A 20,002-nucleotide genomic window follows, 5' to 3' on the forward strand; every position below is an offset into this window, starting at 1 on the left:
GATTTTTCAAGCTTTTTTTTCTTATAAAGTATACAAAAATTAATTTATAGCATATAATATATTTCATGTAAGAAGGATGGGTAAAATAACGTAAAGGTGATTTTAAAAATGGCTAATAAACTTAATCCTGCGAATATTTTAACTTTTTCGCGTGTACTATTTTTACCACTACTTTATCTTTTTGTATTACTTGATTTACGGATAGCATTTCTTATTGCATTTATCCTCATAGGATCAACGGACGCATTTGACGGTTATATCGCAAGAAAGTTTAATTATGTATCAGACCTTGGAAAGATGCTTGATTCATTAGCTGATATTTTCTTTTATATTTCTATCGTTTGGTTTTTATATGAATTATTCCCACATGTATTAGATGCGAACTTAATTATTTTAGGGATTGCTTTTATAGTATATTTTGCATCATTTCTTGTTTCTTTAATTAAATGTGGTAAACCAATTATGATGCATACTACATTACTTCGTTTTAACGCAGTAAATGTTTACTTAATGGTAATTTTATCGTTTTTTATGGATACATCATTATATTTAACAATTATACTAATCATATTTATGATTGGGTTTATTGAAGAGATAATTATATTTATTAAATTTGGTCAAGTTAACCCTGATACGAAATCAATTTTTTCACTAATAAATGAGCAAAAACAGTCTAAGCATTAAAAAAGCCTTTATGAAAAGGCTTTTTTTAATAATTGCATCATTTTAATTTGACATTTCCTTCGATAAATATTAATATAAAACAAATCGTTGAGTAGAATTAGTAGATTATCGAAATGTTTATAGAGAGTTAATGGTCGGTGGAAATTAACAATCATTTTAATAATTGAATGGATCTATGAGAGGATTTCTGAATAAAGTAGGAAATCACGGGTACTCCCGTTACAGAGTCATCGGTATGATAGTACTGTATTGAGCGCTTTTTTAGCGAAATATGAGGTGGCACCACGATTGTGAATATCGTCCTCTACACTTTTATTAGTGTGGAGGACTTTTTTTATGTCACCGATACTATGGATACCTCTAAAAAAAAGGAGGAAAGATCATGAAAACAGAATATGGTCGCTTTGGTGGGCAATTTGTTCCACCACCAGTAGTAAATGCATTAAAAGAAGTAGAAGAAGCATTTAATGCAGCAATTAAAGATCCTACATTTATTGCAGAATATGAATATTACTTAAAGCAATATGTAGGAAGAGAAAATCCGCTTTACTTTGCTAGTAATTTAACTGAGAAGTTAGGGGGAGCAAAAATCTATCTAAAAAGAGAAGATTTAAACCATACCGGCGCACACAAAATCAATAATACCATCGGTCAAATATTACTTGCTAAAAGAATGGGTAAAAAGAAAATCATTGCAGAAACCGGTGCTGGTCAACACGGTGTAGCTACTGCAACTGCAGCCGCAATGTTTAATATGGAGTGTGAAATATTCCAAGGAACAATTGATATGGAAAGGCAACGATTAAATGTCTTTAGAATGGAAATGTTAGGTGCTAAAGTTACCGGTGTTAATCAAGGAACTAAAACTTTAACAGACGCTGTTGATTATGCAATTATGCAATGGGTTGATCGTATTGAAGACACCTTTTATCTTTTGGGTAGTGCAGTAGGCCCACACCCTTATCCAACCATTGTTCGTTATTTTCAAAAAGTAATCGGTCAAGAAGCTAAGGCACAAATATTAGTGCAAGAAGAAAGACTACCTGATTACATTGTTGCATGTGTAGGTGGGGGTAGTAATGCGATTGGCCTTTTTCAAGAATTTTTAGAAGATGAAACCGTTAAAATAATTGGTGTAGAAGCTGCGGGTAGAGGTCTTCATACTAAAGATCACGCTGCAACAATGACTTTAGGTAAAGAAGGAATTATTCACGGAATGAATACAAGAGTTGTTCAAGAAGAAGATGGTACTATTAGTCCTGTTTATAGTATATCTGCAGGTCTAGACTATCCTGGTGTCGGACCGGAACATGCCTATTTACAGGATATAGGAAGAGTTCGTTATGTTAGTGTAACTGATGATGAAGCTGTTGAAGCCTTATATATGCTATCTAAAACAGAAGGGATTATTCCAGCAATAGAATCTTCTCATGCAATCGCAGAAGTTATTAAATTAGCGCCAACACTTGATAAAGATAAAATTATTATTATAAATTTATCTGGACGTGGTGATAAAGATGTTGAAGCAATTTATGCATATAAAAAGAATCAATAGCTAAATGAAAAAGCCCATATCTTTTGAAGATATGGGCTTTTTTTAAGCATAAACTTTGTTTAATAAAAACATATCAGCTAAGACGATGGCTGTTGCATTTTCTAAGACAATACCAGCTCTTCTTGCAATACAAACATCGTGTCTACCTTCAATTTTAAGTTCACTCACTTGAGCGGTTTGAAACGAGTAAGTTTCTTGAGTCTTTTTAATGCTTGATGTAGGTTTTATAAATACCTTGATAATTAAGTCGTTTCCATTAGAAATGCCACCAGAGATGCCACCACTATGATTTGTGCGTGTTTTACCAGTATCATCTTCAACAAGATCGTTAAAAGCACTTCCTAAAAGTTCAATCCCTTCAAAACTAGTTCCAAAAGAAACCCCTTTTACAGCTGGAATCGAAAACAACATTTGCGAGATTTTCGACTCTAATTTTTCAAACATAGGTTCACCTAAGCCAATAGGTAAGCCTTTAACCTTAACTTGAATTATGCCACCAACTGAGTCTTGCTTTTCTTGAATCATCTCTAAGTAACTATCTAGTTGTGCCATATCTTTTAATGAACCCACCTGAATAAGTTCATGAGAAAAATTATAAGGTAAAAACATTTTCGCAATAGATCCTGCAATAACAATTGGAGCAGTTAACCGTCCTGAAAAACGGCCACCACCACGGTAATCATGAAATCCTTTATATTTATGATTTGCGACTAAATCAGCATGACCTGGTCTTGGATGTTTTTTAATATTATCGTAATCTTTTGAAATAATTGATTGATTTTCTATCATTACATGAACAGGTGAACCGGTTGTAACATTATTAAATATCCCTGAAGTTATTTTAAAATCATCAGGTTCTTTTCTTGGGGTTGTCCCAATAAGTTTGGGATTACGTTTAATGAGATCGCTTTTTATTAAATCATAATTAATAGTTATTCCTGGTGGTAAGCCATCTATAACAACACCAATAGCTTGTTGATGGGATTCGCCATATAACATAATTTTAAATAAGGTACCAAATTGATTCAATGATATCACCTCTATTGGTCTAAATAGTGTTTTTTCATTTTTGCATTATTTAACTGTTCATGCAATAGGTCTAATTGGTCATTTGCAATCGCATCTTTAATTTGTGATATAACACTAATAAATGTATCGATAACGGGAACTAATGTTGATTTTGATTCTAAAAAAAGTTCACTCCACATGTTAACATTTATATCTGCAATACGTGTTAAATCTTTAAATGAATCTCCAGTTAGACTGTTTAGATTATCCATATTATTGGCGTTCATTAATGAAACTGCCAATATATGGGTTAACTGACTTGTAAAAGCAATCGCTTCATCATGTTCTAAAGCGGATATAAGCGTGGGTTTTTCAAATTTTAATTCATTCGCAATATATGTTAAAACTTCAATATCATTATCAGTAGTTCTTGGAGTTTTAACAATAATAAAATTGCTTTGTTCGAACATTTCAATATTTTTATTATCATAACCACCTTTAGCACGCCCTGCCATTGGGTGGTGTGAAGTGAAACGAATGTGGTTAGGTAATAGATCATCTAAAGAAGCAATTAGGGATAATTTTGTCCCACATAAATCGGTTAATAAAGCATTCTTATTAAAATGGTGAAAGTTATTTTGAACAAACTCTACAGTTGCTTTAGGATAAAGTGCAAGAATAATCAACTCAGCTGTTTCTAGTTTCTTTAAATCAGCACTTTTGATAATTTTATCATTAAGTGCCTTACTTAGTGTTATTGCATCATGGTCAAACCCATAAACTTCGTGATTTTTTTGACTGAGAGCTAATGCATAAGAAGCGCCCATTAAACCAAGACCTACAATAAAGATTTTCATTAAATCTCCTTACCAAGTGCGCTGGCTATTTGTTGTAGGGCATCCATTAAATGTGTAAATTTTTGAGGCTTAAGTGACTGGGCACCATCGCTTAATGCTTCTTCGGGTTTATGATGGACTTCTATAATCAGTCCATCAGCACCAACGGCTAATGAAGCCAGTGATAACTTCTCAATCATTTGCCAGCGTCCAGCAGCATGTGATGGATCTATGATGACAGGAAGATGGGATAATTCTTTCACAGCTAAAACTGAACTTATATCTAAAGTGTTTCTCGTGAATGTTTCAAATGTACGAATCCCACGTTCACATAAAATAACCTGTTCATTTCCACCATTAAGAATATACTCAGCACTCATTAACCATTCTTCAATGGTCGATGATAGCCCTCGTTTTAATAAAATTGGTTTAGATGATTGACCTAAGGCTTTTAATAGATGAAAATTTTGCATATTTCTAGCCCCTACTTGAATGATATCTACATACGTTTCAAATTCAGGAAGCAAATCAACACTAGGAATTTCACTGACTACAGCCATATCAAGTTCATCAGCTACTTGTCTTAAAATTTTTAAACCTTCAACCCCTAATCCTTGGAAAGAATAAGGACTTGTACGCGGTTTAAATGCGCCACCTCTTAAAATATTAGAACCCGATGCCTTTACACTTTGTGCAATGATTTTTAATTGCTCGTAAGATTCTACAGAACAAGGGCCCGCCATTACCACAGTCTTCTCACCACCGATTTCAATGGAATCGTTTATTTTTATAACCGTATTATGCGGTTTAAACGAACGACTTGCTTTTTTGAAAGGGGTTTGAATTCTTATGACTTCACCCACACCTTCAAAAGCATACAAATCTCTTGGTTCAATACTTGCTGTATCTCCAATAACGCCAAATATTCTTACATGTTCACTACTGACATCACGGACTTCAAAACCTTTGTCTTTTAAGAATTTAACAAGCGTTTGGTAATCGTTTAATGTTGCAGTTTTATTCATTTTTACAATCATTTTACATTCTCCTTTTTTTGTAATAAAAAAAGCCTTACGGGTGATCCGTAAGACTTTTACTTATCTATTTTCGGCTCCCAATGCGTAAAAAGGAATGCCAGTTGTGCAATCCTTCATTTTAAGTTACCATAATAATATGAGTTATTTAATAGTAAACGCATAGAAATCACCTACAATTTTCCATAATATTAGCATACTAATAAATATATAACAAGTAGAAAACGTTTTTATTGCAAATAACTTTTAATAAGTTACTATATAATATATAATAACTTACGAAAAGTAATTAAAAATAGGAGGTATTATAATGAGTAATGAATTACTTAATATTGGCATAATATTAGGATCAACTAGAACAGGTAGAGTAAGTCCTCAAGTAGGCAAATGGGTTTTGGAGTTAGCAAGTAAAAATAAAGATGCTAACTATGAAATTATTGATATAAAAAGTTTTAATTTACCATTTTTAGGAACAGAGGGACAATCTGAAAATGTTTCTAAATTTAATAAGAAAATAGAATCTTTAGATGGGTTTATTTTTGTTGTATGCGAATATAATCACAGTATTAGTGGTGCGCTAAAAAATGCGCTAGATTCAGTTAGAGATGGTTGGATAAATAAAGCTGCAGGTATTGTAAGTTATGGATCTGCAGGCGGTGCAAGAGCAGCAGAACATTTACGTGGTATATGCGCCGAGCTTCAAATTGCAGATGTAAGAACACATATTGTATTGTCTACATTTAATGATTTTGATGATGGTAAATTTCAACCTCTTGATGTTCATAGCAAAAATGTCGATGTATTATTAAATCAAGTTAATGCATGGAGCAAAGCGTTAAAACCACTTAGAAAATAGCGAAAACAGATGGCTATAACGTAGTCATCTTTTTTATTTTACCTTTAAAGAATATGTTTTTTATTGTATAATCTTTACGATTATAAGTATTGAAAGGAGCATTCAATGAAACCATTACTGTTTTTGGTTGCTGGTGGATCAGCATCTGGCAAAAGTACTGTAGTTCAAGAAATCTTAGATAAAGCCGGCATCGAGGATGTATTAATTATTAAGCATGATGATTATTATCATGATCAGTCTGATATGGCTTTAGAAGAACGCTATAAAATGAACTATGACCATCCAAGTTCACTTGATAATAATTTATTACACGCCCATTTGAGTGCACTTTTAAAAGGAGAATCTGTAGATAAACCAATTTACGACTTTGTATTGCATACTAGAAGTGAACAATGTGAGAAAATATCACCTAAACGCATCATGATAGTAGAGGGGATTTTAATCTTAGAAAATGCAAAAATAAGAGATTTATCAGATATGAACTTATTCGTTGAACTTGATGATGATACACGATTTATACGTCGTATGTTACGTGATATGGATGAACGTGGCAGAACACTAGATAGTATTATTTCTCAGTATGAGTCAACCGTAAAACCAATGTATCATAAATACATTAAACCTACGAAACGTTATGCAGATGTTATTATTCCTAATGACCGTAAACACGACATTGCAGTTGATTTAATAGTAACGAAAATAAAACAGTATTTAATTGATAGCAAAGGCTAATGATAGTAAACACTTAATGTCAATATGACTTAAGTGTTTTTTATTATGTATGCGAGTTAGTTTAGCTTCAAAATTAAATTATCGTTTCAACTGATTTTTTAGCCTATATAATTTATAATAATTACGAATAATCAACGTATAAATATGCTATAATGAAAACAACGTGATAAACATTGCAAATGTGTTTAGTATCATAGTAAAATTTAATTATACAGATATAGAAAGTAGGGACATTATGACACAAAATAATGCTGAAAGGCAAAAGACAAATGGTTCTCAAAAAAAACTACTTATCTTTACAGCAACATTAGGAATCTTATTGCTATATGCAACCTATATTTTTGGTGTAAAAGTTTTAGCGATAGCAGCGGTATCTTATGCGGCTAGTATTGTTGTAGAACTTGCATTTGCACACTTTAGAAAACGCCCACTCGATAAAGGATGGATGGTTACACCAATGCTAGTTGCATTGTTAGTACCGGTATCTGTACCGATATGGTTACCAGTAATAGCCGCCGCATTTGGAACGTTTTTTGGAAAATCTATTTTTGGTGGAACTGGGCAATATGTATTTAATCCAGCGTTAGTTGGGATTTTATTTGTTATAGTTGCGTTTCCAGCGCCTATGAACACCCAGTGGTTAAATCCTATTACAGGGATTATTGAAACACAAACACCATTAATTCGTTTAAATTTTACACAATCTATTGGGGATAATACGTTTATAGAGTTGTTACTCGGAAACACTGCTGGTTTAATTGGTGAAACTTTTAGAGCAGGAATAATCTTGTTAGGATTATTCTTGATTGCTATGAAAGTAATTGATTGGCGAGTACCGGTTTCTATTTTAGTTTCATTCTTTGCGATTACTGGCGTTGGCTATTTAATTTCTCCAGATAATTTTAGAGATCCTGTTTTATCATTATTTGTTGGGGCATTATTATTTAGTGCTTTCTTTGTTGCACCAGACCCTGCAACAACCCCTACTAATAATAGAGGAAAGTATATTTACGGGTTTGGAATCGCAGTAATTACTATTGTTATAAGAAATTTTGGAACATTCCCTGAGGGAATTTTATTTGCTATTATCATCATGAATGCTGTTACACCACTAATAGATAATCACTATAATAAAGCGATTAAAGAAGAGGAGGCAGCTGCATGAATGCCTATGTAAAAATGATTATATTTGTTTCAGTTCTCGGATTATTTACGTCTGGGCTTTTGATGAGTGTTAATATTTTAACTGAAGCGCGTATCATTGCGAATCAAGAAGCAGCTATTAAAACAGCAATTTTAGATTCAAATGATGTAAGTTTTACAGCGGGAAATGTCAATGAGCGTTTTGATGAAGAAATTGAAATTTTTGAATATGAAGATCTTATCCTGTATATCCATATCGAAACCGGAAGAGTAAGCATTCAATTTTCAGGTGAGGGTGTTTGGGGACCAATTATTGGTATATTAACTCTAGAAGATGATTTTGAAACCATTAAAGCCATTAAAATTTTACAGCAAGAAGAAACTCCAGGTCTTGGTGGTGTGGTTGCAGAACCACAGTATTTAGCAAAATTTGTTGGTAAAGTAATGAATCCCGAACTCATAATCAGTAAAGATGCGGATATGAGTAATGAAAATGAAGTTGATTCAATCACAGGGGCAACACGTACTTCTAATGCATTTGAAGACATATTAAATTCAGCATATTCTGAGCATTTAGATGCTTGGAACAGCTATAACGAATAGGGGGAACACATATGAAAAGATTTTTTAGATTACGTTATACAAAATCGTATAACATTATAAAAGATGGCCTTACAACTAATAACCCTATTCTTATTTCAGTTTTAGGGATATGTTCTGCACTTGCAGTAACTAACCGTGTTGACAATGCGATTGCGATGGGACTTGGTGTAACGTTTGTTATTATGGCAAGTTCTGCAACTGTATCACTTATTCGTAACTTTATTCCTTCTAAATTAAGAATGGTTACTTATATGGTTATTATTTCATCATTTGTTATTATTGTTCAATGGTTCTTACAAGCTTATTTCCCAATTATTGCCGCAGCACTTGGGGCATATGTTGGATTGATTATCACAAACTGTATTGTTATGGGACGTGCGGAAGCCTTTGCGGTTAAAAATCCTGTCCGTTATACCTTAGTAGATGGTTTTGCTAGTGGTATGGGTTATACATTTGTTTTAATTATTGTTGGTGGTATCCGTGAAATTTTAGCATTTGGTACGTTACTCAATTATCAAGTTATGCCTGATACGTTTACAACATGGGTAATCATGGCAATGGCACCAGGTGGGTTCTTTATAGTAGCCTTACTTATTTGGTTATTAAGAGAACTTACACAAAATTTTGATACGGCACAAATGTGACCCTTTTAGGAGAGGAAGAGAAATATGGCTCATTTAGTAGAATTATTCTTTAATTCAATATTAAGTAACAATATTGCCCTTGCTTTAATTTTAGGGATGTGTCCTTTAATTGCTATATCCACTAATGTTAAAAACGCTAAAGGGATGGGACTTGCAGTAATATTTGTTGTTACCTTAACTTCAATTATTAATTATCCAATTTATGTTATTTTAAAAACAACCGGAACAGAATCACTTAATTTATTAGTATTCATTATTACAATTGCTGCAACAGTGCAATTCGTAGAAATGTTTTTAGAAAAATTTATTCCAGCACTTTATAATGCATTCGGTATTTTCTTACCGCTAATCACGGTTAACTGTGTGGTATTAGCCGTCTCATTATTCTTTGTAAATAGACAGTACACTTTTACTGAAACTGCAGTGTTTGGCTTTGGATCAGCTGTAGGATGGTTCTTAGCAATTGTACTTGTTGCAGGAATTAGAGAAAAAATAGTTAAAGTCAGTGATGTGCCTAAAGGATTAGCAGGAAAAGGAATAGTCTTCATTATTCTTGGTATCTTATCGTTAGCCTTTATTGGATTTACTGGATTAAGCTTTATTTAGGAGGCGAAGAGATGAATTTTTTTATACCTATAGTACTACTTGGTGTTTTACTGGCAATAACCTTGTTGTTAATCTTAGCAGATGTGTTATTAGGTGGTAAAGGAGAAAAAGCGCTAATTATCAATAATAAAACCAACATTCCTGTCCAAGGAGATGATACGGTTTTAAATGTTTTATCACGCAATAAAATATTTATTCCATCAGCATGTGGTGGAAAAGCCACTTGTGGATTATGTAAATGTAAAGTTACTGAAGGTGGCGGAGAAATCAAGCCTACTGAGGATCCTTTCTTAAGCAAAAGTGAACGTGAAAATAATATTCGCTTGTCATGTCAGGTAAAAGTACGTGATCAAATGAAAATCGAAATTCCTGAATCGATGTTAAATGCACAAGAATATAAAACGTTGGTTGATAAGGTTGAAGACTTAACTTACGATACAAAATTAGTACGTTTAAAACTTATAAACCCAAAAACTATGGAGTTTAAACCTGGTCAGTATGCACAGCTAAAAGTGCCTGGAATAGAAGTTATACGTGCCTATTCAATTGCATCTCATCCAAAACATACAGATATGATTGAGTTTATTATTCGCATGGTTCCAAAAGGAAAAGCGACAACATTTGTGCATAAAGCATTAGAAGTTGGAGATAAAGTAATTGTGACAGGACCTTATGGTGATTTCTTCTTACAAGAAGATTCAAATAGAGATATGATTTGCATCGCTGGGGGATCTGGCAAGGCACCGATTCGTTCAATTTTATACTACCTAAGAGACCAAGGGATGCCTAGAAAAGTTAAATATTTCTTTGGGGCTAAAGCTGTTCGTGATTTATATTATACAGAAGAATTTATGAAATTAGCTGAAGAGTTCCCAAACTTTGAATATATTCCAGCTTTATCAGAACCTGATCAAGGCGATGATTGGAAGGGCGAGGTTGGACTTATTACAGATGTAGTAGATCGCTTAACTGGAGATTTAAACGAAGCAGAAGCATATTTATGTGGATCACCAGGTATGATTGATGCGTGTATTAAAGTATTAAAAAAACATGATATTCCTGATAAACAAGTGTTCTACGATAAATTCAGTTAAACAGCGCTTAAAAAGCGCTGTTTTTTTATTGTATAAATAAAATCTAAGTGATAATATGAAGTCAAAGGGTTACTATAATTAATGCTTGATGCTCCCCTTAACTTAAAGGAGTTGATAAGTTTGAAAAAAAGTTTTTTAATTTTTTTTAGTCTATTAGTATCCATGATTTTAATCGGATGCGATGATGCAAAGAAAGCGGCTGCAATAGTTACACACATATCCATTGAAACCCCAGCCTAAAATACAACGCTTTTTGTTGGAGACACATTTTCTTACGAAGGGATGCAAATACGTGTGCATACTGGCGATCCAATTAATTCTTATCTGGTTGATGTAACAGAAACCATGATTGATCCTGTCAATACAGATGAACCAGGGGTTAAAACGGTTGAAATTAGGTATGTTGTTGATGAAAAATCTCATACAACCTCGTTTGAGGTAACGGTTTTAGCTGTTGATATTAATGCGTTAGAAATTGTCGACCCACCATTAAAAACCGAGTATTTTGAAGGTGAAACATTCGATCCAACGGGCATGGTTGTAAAGGTGCATTACAGTAATGGTGCAGAAATAATTACCACAAACTATACCTATTCACAAACCCCGTTAACCGCAAGTAATACTTCAGTTGTAATCCAATATGACACACACTCAATTAGCGTTGATATAACGGTTACACCAGTTATACTCACGTCAATCAGTATAATGACGAATCCAGATCAGTTAACGTATTATGAAGGGGATGTATTTAATCCAGAAGGTTTGGTAATTAATGCGCATTATAATAACGGGATAGTGTCACCTGTAACTAGTTATACCTACACTTCTGAACCGTTAAGCGTCGGTACTGAGTTTATAACAATTACTTACCAAACGAAAACTGTAACGATTGATATTACAGTAGAAGAAGTTGTAATGACTAGTATATCGATTGATCAAAATCCTGATAAAGTGTCTTATTACGTACATGAAACATTTGATCAAACAGGATTGATTGTTAAAGGGCATTATAATAACGGAACATCAGTTATTATTACGGAATATACCTGGGATATAGATGTGTTTAATCTTGATGATAATGTCATTAAAATTATAGTTGGACCATTGTTTACTGAGCTGGCTATAACTGTAATGGACATATATATCGTCGAATTACACATTGAACAATACCCACTTAAGCAAACTTATGTAGAAGGCGATTTATTTGAACCGGATGGTTTGATTGTTAAAGCCATTTATAATAGTGGTTATGAAGCAATCATAGAAGATTTTGAGTATCCATTAGAAAGTCTTACTACTGATGATAACGTAATAGCTATTAGATACTCAAGTGTTGAAGTGAGTTTATCAATCACAGTGCATAAAGATTATTCAGCGTATCCATTCCCACCAGCGGTTAATGGAATCTATACATATTCACCTTTTGAGACAGTTGAAAACATAATTCCAGGATTATACATATCACGTTTATACCAATCTAATTATATGAATACGCCAACAACTTATGTCGAAGGCAGTTTTCCAGATCCGTTTATGATTGGGGCAGATTATTATGTTTTAGAAGTCTTAAATAACGAAGGATTATGGGTGAACTATTTAATCTATGATGAACCAGTTATTTTAGAGTATGATAATTTCAGTATACCTATTTTTGAGTCGCACACCTTAAGATTAAGAGTTGTAGGCGGAGAATATGATGGTTATGTCACTAATGTTGTTGAAACAGGGTATACAGGTTTTGATACCTTCTTTAACTACTGGGGACTTGATGAAAGTGTTTATATTAGTGATATCATGGTACCGTTTGTAGGAAGAGGACTAGAGTTTAGTGTTGGGGCGATTTCTTTAGAAGACGGTGAATCTGTAGCTGATTCATTATTGATTCAGTGGTATAGAGTAAACCCAATGACCTTTGAACTTATTTTGATAGATGGCGCTAATGATTTTGTTTATATTACTACAGATGCAGATATAGGGCATTACTTGTTAGTAAGAGCTTACGGAGATGGTGAGTCTTCAGACGGTTATTTACAAATGATTTCTTATTGGGGTGTTTTAAAACCAATTCAAGGGTATGTAACAGATTTAAGTGATGATGGCTTTACGTTAATACTCGATTATGATATAGCCTTGAATATGGAAGAACTTTTTCTTCAAGATGAAAATTTTGAGAATATTGCAGATCAGTTTGTCATTACATATGTAGCACCAGGTATTTATGAGTTTACAGGGGACCTCAAAGAAGTAGAAGCGCTCTTTATCTACTTAGAAAATGCATCCATTGTATTAGTTGAAGCAGATGGTGATCAACATATGATGCATCAAGGGATAACCGTTATTGGTTATGAACCCTATTAAATAAAAAAAATTCCAGTTAGCGCTGGAATTTTTCTTCGTTTAATGTACGTTTACCAAATAATGAACTGACAAGATATAATATGCCAACTAACGTGTTCCCAAATAAATAAATAATACCAATGATTAATTGATAGGTATAAATAACCGATGCGGTTTCAAAACGCACTTCATTTTTCATTAGTTTAGTAAATAAAATAAAATTTACAATAAATAGGATTATGCCTACTATAGTAATGACTGCAAAAATTGCACGCCATATAGTTAATATAATTAATGCATCGTGATTATAAGCTGGAAAATCTGTTAAAAAAGCTTCATAAAAAAATTGGGTAGGTAGGATGAGCAAGACTAATGTTATTACAATTGAAAGCAAAACAAGTAAACCCTCAAAAATTAATCCTATTGTTGTTAATAACTTAGAATCATGTTTCATGGTGTGCATAGTAAATAGTCCTCCTTAACGTTTTATTCCTTTACTGCAATAGCATCGATCTCAATTTGAACGTTTTTTGGTAGACCCCTTACTTCAACGGCAGCGCGTGCTGGTTTGTGATCTCCAAAGAAGGATTCATAAACTTCGTTCATGGCTTGAAACTCAGCTAAATTAGTCATGAATACGCCACAACGAACTATGTTTTCTTTTTTTAACCCAGCAGCTTCAACGATGGCTAAGACGTTTTGTAAACTTTGTTTGGTTTGATCTTTTATGCTTTCTGAGATAACAGTCATAGTTTCAGGTACAAAAGGAATTTGGCCAGATACATAAAGTGTATCATTTACAAGCACCCCTTGACTATATGCGCCGACTGCTTTTGGTGCTTTATCTGTTGCGATTTTTTTCATTGTAATACCTCCTTTAAAATATTATAACATTAAATTGACTGGTGAAATGCAATAAATATGAAAATTAGCGGTATATGTAGGTTTATTTCTGTATTCTTGTATAATTAAGTAGTCCAAGAATATTAGGAGGTAATAACATGGGATTTTTTAAAAGACTGTTTGGAAAAAAAGATCAAAAACAAGTGAAAACTTTACCAGTAAAAGAAAACGAGAATAAACATGTAAAAGATTCACAAAGTAAAACTGTCGATTATAAACAATTAATTGAAGGTGTGCTTCCAGTAGAAACTAACAATGAAAAAGTAAACACAGAAAAAAAGACACAAAAATATCATGTCTCACAAAGTAAAGATGATAAAAGTGAGCATTATAAAGAATGGCGTGTTCGTAAAGAAGGTTCAGAAAAAACAATTAAATTTTTTAAAACACAATCTGAGGCAATTACGTATGCAGAAGGCTTAGCAGAACAAGCAGATAGTACCGTTGTTATTCATAAAGTTGATGGATCTATTCGTAAACAAAACTATACTAAATAAAAAAAGGCTAAATAGCCTTTTTCTATTATTTAATTGCTTTTGAATATAATGCTTCAACTTTTTCCCAATTAACAACATTCCAGAATGCACTAATATAATCTGGACGTTTGTTTTGGTATTTTAAGTAATAAGCATGTTCCCATACATCTAAACCTAATATAGGTGTACCTTCTGAGAATGGAACATCTTGATTTGCAGTAGAGGTAACTTTAAGTTTGTTATCACTAGTTACGATAAGCCATGCCCATCCACTACCAAAGCGTGTTGCTGCTGCTTTGTTAAACGTGTCTTGGAATTTACTTAACCCACCAAGATCACTGTCGATTGCTTTAGCTAAAGCGCCTTCAGGTTTTCCTTTACTATTTGGTGATAAAATTTCCCAAAATAATGTGTGGTTAAAATAACCGCCACCATTATTTATCACAGCTTGTTTAACATCTGATGGTACGTCATTTAAATTACGTAATACGTCTTCAACATCTTTTTCTAATAATTCAGGGTATTTACCAAGTGCATCAACATATTTCGTAATATACGCATTGTGATGACGTGAATGGTGAATCTCCATGGTCATTGCATCGATATGTGGCTCTAATGCATCATAACTATAATTTAGTTTAGGTAATTCATGTTTCATAATATAATATTCCTCCCTTTATTTCTACATCTATAGTTAAACACTTTTTTATAAGTTTTTCAATTAAAATGCATAAATTAACGGTTATTAAAAAGAGAAAATTGTTAAGATTTTTAATTATCTCTTGCATGTTTTTTTATAGTATGATAACATGCTATTAGAAAACCTTTAAGGTAGTCCAGAGAGACTAGTAAGGAAACATATTGCCGAGGCAATATATATGTTAAAATTCCTTTTCTATGTCTTTCGACTTAGAATTTTTTTTTGAAAAAAAATAAAAAGGAGAAAGAAAATGGAAGAAAAAATGATTTTAGATGTAAGAGACAAACCTAGTAGTATAACAACCTGGCTAGTATTAAGTTTACAGCACGTATTTGCGATGTTTGGTGCAACAGTATTAGTACCAATTTTAACAGGATTGTCAATTGGGGTTGCATTAGTAGCAAGTGGTGTAGGAACATTGATTTATATTGCATGTACAAAAGGAAAAGTACCGGTTTATTTAGGCAGTAGTTTTGCATACATTGCAGCCATTGCAGTTGCAGGGAGTGTAAACGGATTTGGCAGTGCTTATATCGGTTTAATGTTTGTCGGATTAATTTATGTGATTGTATCTTTTATCATTCGCTTTACAGGTAGCGGATGGATCAAACATTTATTACCACCGGTAGTAATCGGACCTGTTATCATCATCATTGGTCTTGGGTTAGCTGGCGTAGCGATTAGTAGTGCTGGATTAGACGGAGCAAGTGGATGGCAAATTCCAGTTGTTGCATTAGTTACATTTAGTACAGTAGTAGGCATTAGCATTTTTGCAAAAGGGTTTTTAAAAATTGTACCATTCTTAATTGCAATCGCAGTTGGGTATGTATTCAGTGTTGTAATTGGCGTAGTCAATCTACAAGAAGCATTCGCTGGGTATCGTTTCCTTCAAGTTCCTGATTTCACATTCTTTGGAACTTATGCACTAGATTTTACTGCAGTGATTATGTTTTTACCAATCGCGTTTGTTACGATTGCAGAACATATTGGTGACCATACCGTTTTAGGTGAGGTTACCGGAAAAGATTTCATAAGTGATCCAGGATTAGATAAAACGTTACTTGGTGATGGTATTGCAACGATGGTATCAGCCATGATCGGTGGACCTGCAAATACAACATACGGTGAAAATACCGGCGTTGTAGCCATGACAAGAGTTGCAAGTGTTTATGTAACAGGTGTTGCAGCAATGATTGCGATTGTGTTAGGGTTTTTCGGGTATGTTCAAGCATTTGTAAATAGTATTCCATGGGCAGTTATTGGTGGAATGACGATTATTTTATACGGATTAATTGCCTCAAATGGGGTTAAAGTATTAGTGAAAGCAAAAGTTGATTTATCAAATATTAGAAACTTAATTATTGTTGCAACGATATTAGTCATCGGACTTGGTGGCGCAGCGATTCCATTAAATGACGCTGTAAGTTTACAAGGAATGAGTTTAGCTGCTGTGGCTGGGATTATCTTAAACTTAATCTTACCAGAACCAAAGAAAAAAGAAGAATTAGCAGTTGCTGCAAAGTAAATAATGAAACCACCTACTTTCTTTGATATAATGATAAAGAGAGTAGGTGTTTTTTATGAATGTCATTAAAAAAGAAATTTTTATTACCGAACTAAACCGTAAAGCAAAACTCTATATAGGTTTACCAGATGATTATCAAGATAGTGATGAACATTATCCTGTTCTTTATATGCATGACGGTCATAATGTGTTTTTTGAAGAAGATAGTTATGCAGGGACTACTTGGGGTATGTTAGAAGCTTATAGGACGCACTTAGATCTTCCTAAAATCATTGTGGTAGGCTTAGAGTGTGCACAAGGCTTAGAACGTTTGAATGAGTATGGGCCTTATCCTTTTGAAATTAATGTGTTTGAAGAATTCGGTTCCACACCTGGTGGAAAAGGTCAACTATATCTAGATTATTTGGCATATGTTTTAAAGCCAGAGATTGATCAGACTTATCGTACTAAAAAAGAACCGATTCATACTGCGATTATGGGGAGTTCAATGGGTGCTGTAATCAGTTTATATGCAGCCTGTAAATACAAAGATACATTCACAAGATTTGGGTGTGTTTCAGGCTCTTATTTTGTATCATTTGAAGCATTGAAAACGTTAGTTAAAGAAACGGATTTAAGTCATGTTAAGAAACTTTATATGGATACAGGTGATGATGAAGTAGGTGGCGGAGACTCTGCAGATTACATTGTTACGAATACAGTAATTTATGAGATGCTTGCAAAAAAACTTGATCAGTTCGATTTATATTTTGAGCTCATTGCAGGTGGAAAGCATCACGAAAGTGATTGGGCTGCAAGGTTACCGAATATATTAAGATTTTTATTTTCAGAATAAAAAAAAGCGGATATCCGCTTTTTTTATGTGCTTTTGTTAATTATTTGTTTTGGAGCTGGTTTTTTGACTAAAATATAGTTTTTAAACTTTAAGTAAGTATAAATACCAAAAATGAGTGTGTATAGTCCAAATCGAACATAACCGAATACATAGTCATTTAAACCGTGCGTACCGTCGTTGTAACGGATGATGTTAAATATTATAGTAATGGATGCGACATGTAAATAAATGATAGCGTAGATAGGATAAGCCCACTTGTGAAGCTTTTTCCACTTAATAGGTTTCATTTTCTTTTTAATCTTAGTAAATGAGGTGATAAATAGTGGAATCATTAAGATGAATGTAATAGTGCCCGTTGGGTTATAATTAGTCAAAGCTGTAACAATTAATAGCAACATATGAGGTATCAATAATAAAAATCCAAATATTGCAAGTTCACGTCTTACCATCATTAAAGCAATTTTCGGTTTTGTTTTAGGCTTTAATGCGCCTGCGAACATAACCAAAATATAAAATGCAAACGGAATATGACCTTGAAAGAATATTGCGTAAACTACTGGATAAGCCACTTTAAATTCAGGAAAACTAGAATTAATTTGAATCAAAATTGCCCATACACTCAAAATAAATGCGAACGTTCCAATAAAGATATAATAAATATTTTCATTTTTATGGATTTGTCTGCCGTAGTGCTTTACAATTAACCAAAATGGAATGATTAAAATAAAGCTTAATAAACCTAAGAAATAACTCATATAAATCCTCCTTTAAATATACGAATATATTGTATCATACTTTGATTTTGTAGGCTATCTAATGCGGCAAAATAATCAATAAAAAATAGATTAAACCGCTTGCATAGTTGGACAGTATTTGGTATGATATAAAAGGCTTAAATAACTATTGAAATGCATTTCATACTATGTTATAATCTTTTTGCTGCTAAAAAATACATGACTGCGCCCATAGCTCAATTGGATAGAGCGTTTGACTACGGATCAAAAGGTTAGGGGTTCGACTCCTCTTGGGCGCGCCACATGTCGGGAAGTAGCTTAGCTTGGTAGAGCGCCTGGTTTGGGACCAGGAGGTCGCAGGTTCGAATCCTGTCTTCCCGACCATATTTAAAAACAAAAGCTTCTAGCGGAGCTTTTTTAATTTACATAGGACTTTTTGTCTAAAAGTTACTTTTATTAGTCTAAACTAATATACCTTGACTATTTAAACGTAAGCAATGAAGATGGAGATTTTGTTTTTATGTCTTTATTCATGAATAACAGTGCGCTAATTAATCATAATTGTTAGCGTTTTAAATTGTTAATCGGTCGGTAATATGATATAATTATAAAAGCTTAAAGTGGATATTTGGGCCTGAATGGGGTGAAGGCATGCCGTTATTTTTCTTAACAACAGTTGAACCTAATATTCTTGATTTTATAGGCCGTTTGTACGAAGCGTTTAGAACGTTTTGGGAGAACTTTGGAGAGTACGGTCTTTTTATATATTCAGTGATTGAAACCATTACACCTATTGCGGGTGTAGAGGTCTTTTTTGTTACACTAATTCACACGGGTGGGAAACCTTGGTGGAGAATTGCTTTAATCGCAACCGTTGCCAACGTAGTTGGTTCAATTATTGTTTACTTTTTTATGGCAAAAGAAGATAGTAAATTTTACAATAGAGTTCTAAAAAAAGAGCAACAATTAAGAGCGCAAAAACTCTTCACACGTTATGGTGTTTGGGCAATATTTATTTTCTCAATGACCCCGTTACCGTTTTTCATAATCATATTCACCGCAGCAATCGCACGAATGAAATTCAAACAATACGCAGTAGCTGTATTCTTTTCACGTGGGACACGTTTTTTTATAACAACCTATATTTTCCATCGTTTTACTGGGGTTAGCCCACTTATGCTTGTACTCATACTAATTCTTATTGCATTACCTCTTTCAGTGTTTATGATGTATGGACAAAGAAAGTTATTAGAGTACTTTGAAAACCGTGCTAATGACGGGACTGAAACAACGGAAGAAAACGCCTAGGATATATTGACAAAAGCCTTAATTGTGTGTAATATATAATAGCGTCAAAATTCAGGGTCCCGTAGCCAAGTGGCTAAGGCAATGGACTGCAACTCCGTGATCACCGGTTCGAATCCGGTCGGGACCTCCAGGTTGATTATACCAAGTTGCTTTTTATCGTTTAACGTTTTAATAGAGACGTTAAAGGCGGTTTTATATAAAGCAACTTTTCGTATATTTTAGGGTAAAATCAGTGAATTTTCATTGGTTTTACCCTTTTTTAATGCTTACATATAGTGGAAAATATGCTTTCTCGAGAAGGGATTTGAACTTTTGCCAAAAATGGGGGTTTTTTGAGGACCCGAGGGGATTTGAACTTTGTCTAAAAAGTAAGAAAAAGACCATCATTT

21 protein-coding genes, 3 tRNA genes and 1 other annotated feature are annotated in these 20,002 nt (G+C 33.4%); of the genes, 17 read left to right on the top strand and 7 right to left on the bottom strand.

The features are described from left to right. Positions 1 to 108: 108 nt before the first annotated feature. Both ACHAJD_RS08020 and trpB read left to right on the top strand, forming a co-directional pair. On the top strand, positions 109 to 684 hold the full coding sequence (locus ACHAJD_RS08020) for a CDP-alcohol phosphatidyltransferase family protein (protein WP_435585345.1): 576 nt from the start codon (positions 109 to 111) through the stop codon (positions 682 to 684). 78 nt (positions 685 to 762) lie between these two features. Further along, positions 763 to 992, top strand: a binding site (T-box leader). Positions 993 to 1,066: 74 nt separating this feature from the next. After that, positions 1,067 to 2,239 carry a tryptophan synthase subunit beta gene (gene trpB, locus ACHAJD_RS08025; RefSeq protein ID WP_435585346.1) on the top strand — a complete coding sequence of 391 codons (1,173 nt, stop codon included), beginning with the start codon at positions 1,067 to 1,069 and terminating at the stop codon, positions 2,237 to 2,239. A gap of 42 nt (positions 2,240 to 2,281) precedes the next feature. Here the strand turns inward: trpB and ACHAJD_RS08030 are convergent, their stop codons facing one another. From ACHAJD_RS08030 to aroF, 3 genes are read right to left on the bottom strand one after another with little or no spacing between them, the layout of a single operon-like run. Beyond that, complete coding sequence (locus ACHAJD_RS08030; protein ID WP_435585347.1) at positions 2,282 to 3,268, bottom strand: chorismate synthase; 987 nt, start codon at positions 3,266 to 3,268, stop codon at positions 2,282 to 2,284. 11 nt (positions 3,269 to 3,279) lie between these two features. Further along, a complete protein-coding gene (locus ACHAJD_RS08035) occupies positions 3,280 to 4,104 on the bottom strand; it encodes a prephenate dehydrogenase (protein WP_435585348.1) in 825 nt (274 codons plus the stop codon). Further along, a complete protein-coding gene (aroF, locus tag ACHAJD_RS08040; RefSeq protein ID WP_435585349.1) occupies positions 4,104 to 5,120 on the bottom strand; it encodes a 3-deoxy-7-phosphoheptulonate synthase in 1,017 nt (338 codons plus the stop codon). Before aroF ends, ACHAJD_RS08035 begins: the two co-directional genes overlap by 1 nt. A 307-nt stretch (positions 5,121 to 5,427) precedes the next feature. Between aroF and ACHAJD_RS08045 the strand changes: the two genes are divergently transcribed. From ACHAJD_RS08045 to ACHAJD_RS08080, 8 genes are all read left to right on the top strand, one after another. Continuing rightward, positions 5,428 to 5,973: an NADPH-dependent FMN reductase gene (locus ACHAJD_RS08045; protein WP_435585350.1), complete on the top strand. Its 546-nt coding sequence runs from the start codon at positions 5,428 to 5,430 to the stop codon at positions 5,971 to 5,973. Between the two features lie 105 nt (positions 5,974 to 6,078). Then, positions 6,079 to 6,705 carry a uridine kinase gene (gene udk, locus ACHAJD_RS08050; protein WP_435585351.1) on the top strand — a complete coding sequence of 209 codons (627 nt, stop codon included), beginning with the start codon at positions 6,079 to 6,081 and terminating at the stop codon, positions 6,703 to 6,705. A gap of 235 nt (positions 6,706 to 6,940) precedes the next feature. Then, positions 6,941 to 7,870, top strand: coding sequence for an RnfABCDGE type electron transport complex subunit D (locus ACHAJD_RS08055; protein ID WP_435585352.1), 930 nt, complete (start codon positions 6,941 to 6,943; stop codon positions 7,868 to 7,870). Continuing rightward, positions 7,867 to 8,451 carry an FMN-binding protein gene (locus ACHAJD_RS08060; RefSeq protein ID WP_435585353.1) on the top strand — a complete coding sequence of 195 codons (585 nt, stop codon included), beginning with the start codon at positions 7,867 to 7,869 and terminating at the stop codon, positions 8,449 to 8,451. Before ACHAJD_RS08055 ends, ACHAJD_RS08060 begins: the two co-directional genes overlap by 4 nt. A gap of 11 nt (positions 8,452 to 8,462) precedes the next feature. Then, positions 8,463 to 9,095, top strand: a complete 633-nt coding sequence (gene rsxE / locus ACHAJD_RS08065; RefSeq protein WP_435585354.1) for an electron transport complex subunit RsxE — start codon at positions 8,463 to 8,465, stop codon at positions 9,093 to 9,095. Positions 9,096 to 9,119: 24 nt separating this feature from the next. Next, complete coding sequence (locus ACHAJD_RS08070) at positions 9,120 to 9,701, top strand: Rnf-Nqr domain containing protein (RefSeq protein ID WP_435585355.1); 582 nt, start codon at positions 9,120 to 9,122, stop codon at positions 9,699 to 9,701. Positions 9,702 to 9,712: 11 nt separating this feature from the next. Then, a complete protein-coding gene (locus ACHAJD_RS08075) occupies positions 9,713 to 10,795 on the top strand; it encodes an NADH:ubiquinone reductase (Na(+)-transporting) subunit F (protein WP_435585356.1) in 1,083 nt (360 codons plus the stop codon). Between the two features lie 282 nt (positions 10,796 to 11,077). Next, complete coding sequence (locus tag ACHAJD_RS08080; RefSeq protein ID WP_435585357.1) at positions 11,078 to 13,153, top strand: bacterial Ig-like domain-containing protein; 2,076 nt, start codon at positions 11,078 to 11,080, stop codon at positions 13,151 to 13,153. Positions 13,154 to 13,169: 16 nt separating this feature from the next. Here the strand turns inward: ACHAJD_RS08080 and ACHAJD_RS08085 are convergent, their stop codons facing one another. Continuing rightward, complete coding sequence (locus tag ACHAJD_RS08085) at positions 13,170 to 13,595, bottom strand: hypothetical protein (protein WP_435585358.1); 426 nt, start codon at positions 13,593 to 13,595, stop codon at positions 13,170 to 13,172. Positions 13,596 to 13,618: 23 nt separating this feature from the next. Continuing rightward, positions 13,619 to 13,996, bottom strand: coding sequence for a RidA family protein (locus ACHAJD_RS08090; protein WP_435585359.1), 378 nt, complete (start codon positions 13,994 to 13,996; stop codon positions 13,619 to 13,621). Between the two features lie 137 nt (positions 13,997 to 14,133). Here ACHAJD_RS08090 and ACHAJD_RS08095 point away from each other — a divergent pair, with 137 nt between their 5' ends. After that, a complete protein-coding gene (locus tag ACHAJD_RS08095; RefSeq protein ID WP_435585360.1) occupies positions 14,134 to 14,532 on the top strand; it encodes a DUF2188 domain-containing protein in 399 nt (132 codons plus the stop codon). Between the two features lie 25 nt (positions 14,533 to 14,557). Here ACHAJD_RS08095 and ACHAJD_RS08100 read toward each other — a convergent pair whose 3' ends face one another. Then, on the bottom strand, positions 14,558 to 15,169 hold the full coding sequence (locus ACHAJD_RS08100) for a superoxide dismutase (protein WP_435585361.1): 612 nt from the start codon (positions 15,167 to 15,169) through the stop codon (positions 14,558 to 14,560). Positions 15,170 to 15,461: 292 nt separating this feature from the next. On the opposite strand from ACHAJD_RS08100, the gene ACHAJD_RS08105 reads away from it, so the two are divergent. After that, positions 15,462 to 16,736, top strand: a complete 1,275-nt coding sequence (locus ACHAJD_RS08105) for a uracil-xanthine permease family protein (RefSeq protein ID WP_435585362.1) — start codon at positions 15,462 to 15,464, stop codon at positions 16,734 to 16,736. Between the two features lie 55 nt (positions 16,737 to 16,791). After that, on the top strand, positions 16,792 to 17,571 hold the full coding sequence (locus ACHAJD_RS08110; RefSeq protein ID WP_435585363.1) for an alpha/beta hydrolase: 780 nt from the start codon (positions 16,792 to 16,794) through the stop codon (positions 17,569 to 17,571). A gap of 23 nt (positions 17,572 to 17,594) precedes the next feature. On the opposite strand, the gene ACHAJD_RS08115 is transcribed toward ACHAJD_RS08110, so the two are convergent. Next, entirely contained in the window at positions 17,595 to 18,326 is a 732-nt protein-coding gene (locus ACHAJD_RS08115; protein WP_435585364.1) for a hypothetical protein, read from the bottom strand. Between the two features lie 204 nt (positions 18,327 to 18,530). Here ACHAJD_RS08115 and ACHAJD_RS08120 point away from each other — a divergent pair. The 4 genes from ACHAJD_RS08120 (at position 18,531) to ACHAJD_RS08135 (ending at position 19,743) form a co-directional block, all read left to right on the top strand. Further along, positions 18,531 to 18,607 (top strand) — tRNA-Arg (locus tag ACHAJD_RS08120). Between the two features lie 5 nt (positions 18,608 to 18,612). Beyond that, positions 18,613 to 18,689: transfer RNA gene (locus tag ACHAJD_RS08125), tRNA-Pro, on the top strand. 267 nt (positions 18,690 to 18,956) lie between these two features. Then, positions 18,957 to 19,613 (top strand): YqaA family protein, encoded by a 657-nt coding sequence (locus tag ACHAJD_RS08130; RefSeq protein ID WP_435585365.1) that lies wholly within the window; start codon positions 18,957 to 18,959, stop codon positions 19,611 to 19,613. A 55-nt stretch (positions 19,614 to 19,668) separates the two neighbouring features. Next, a tRNA-Cys gene (locus tag ACHAJD_RS08135) sits at positions 19,669 to 19,743 on the top strand. Positions 19,744 to 20,002 lie beyond the last annotated feature (259 nt).

The organism is Liberiplasma polymorphum (genome assembly GCF_043951795.1).
Classification (GTDB): Bacteria; Bacillota_I; Bacilli_A; order Izemoplasmatales; family Izemoplasmataceae; genus Liberiplasma; species Liberiplasma polymorphum.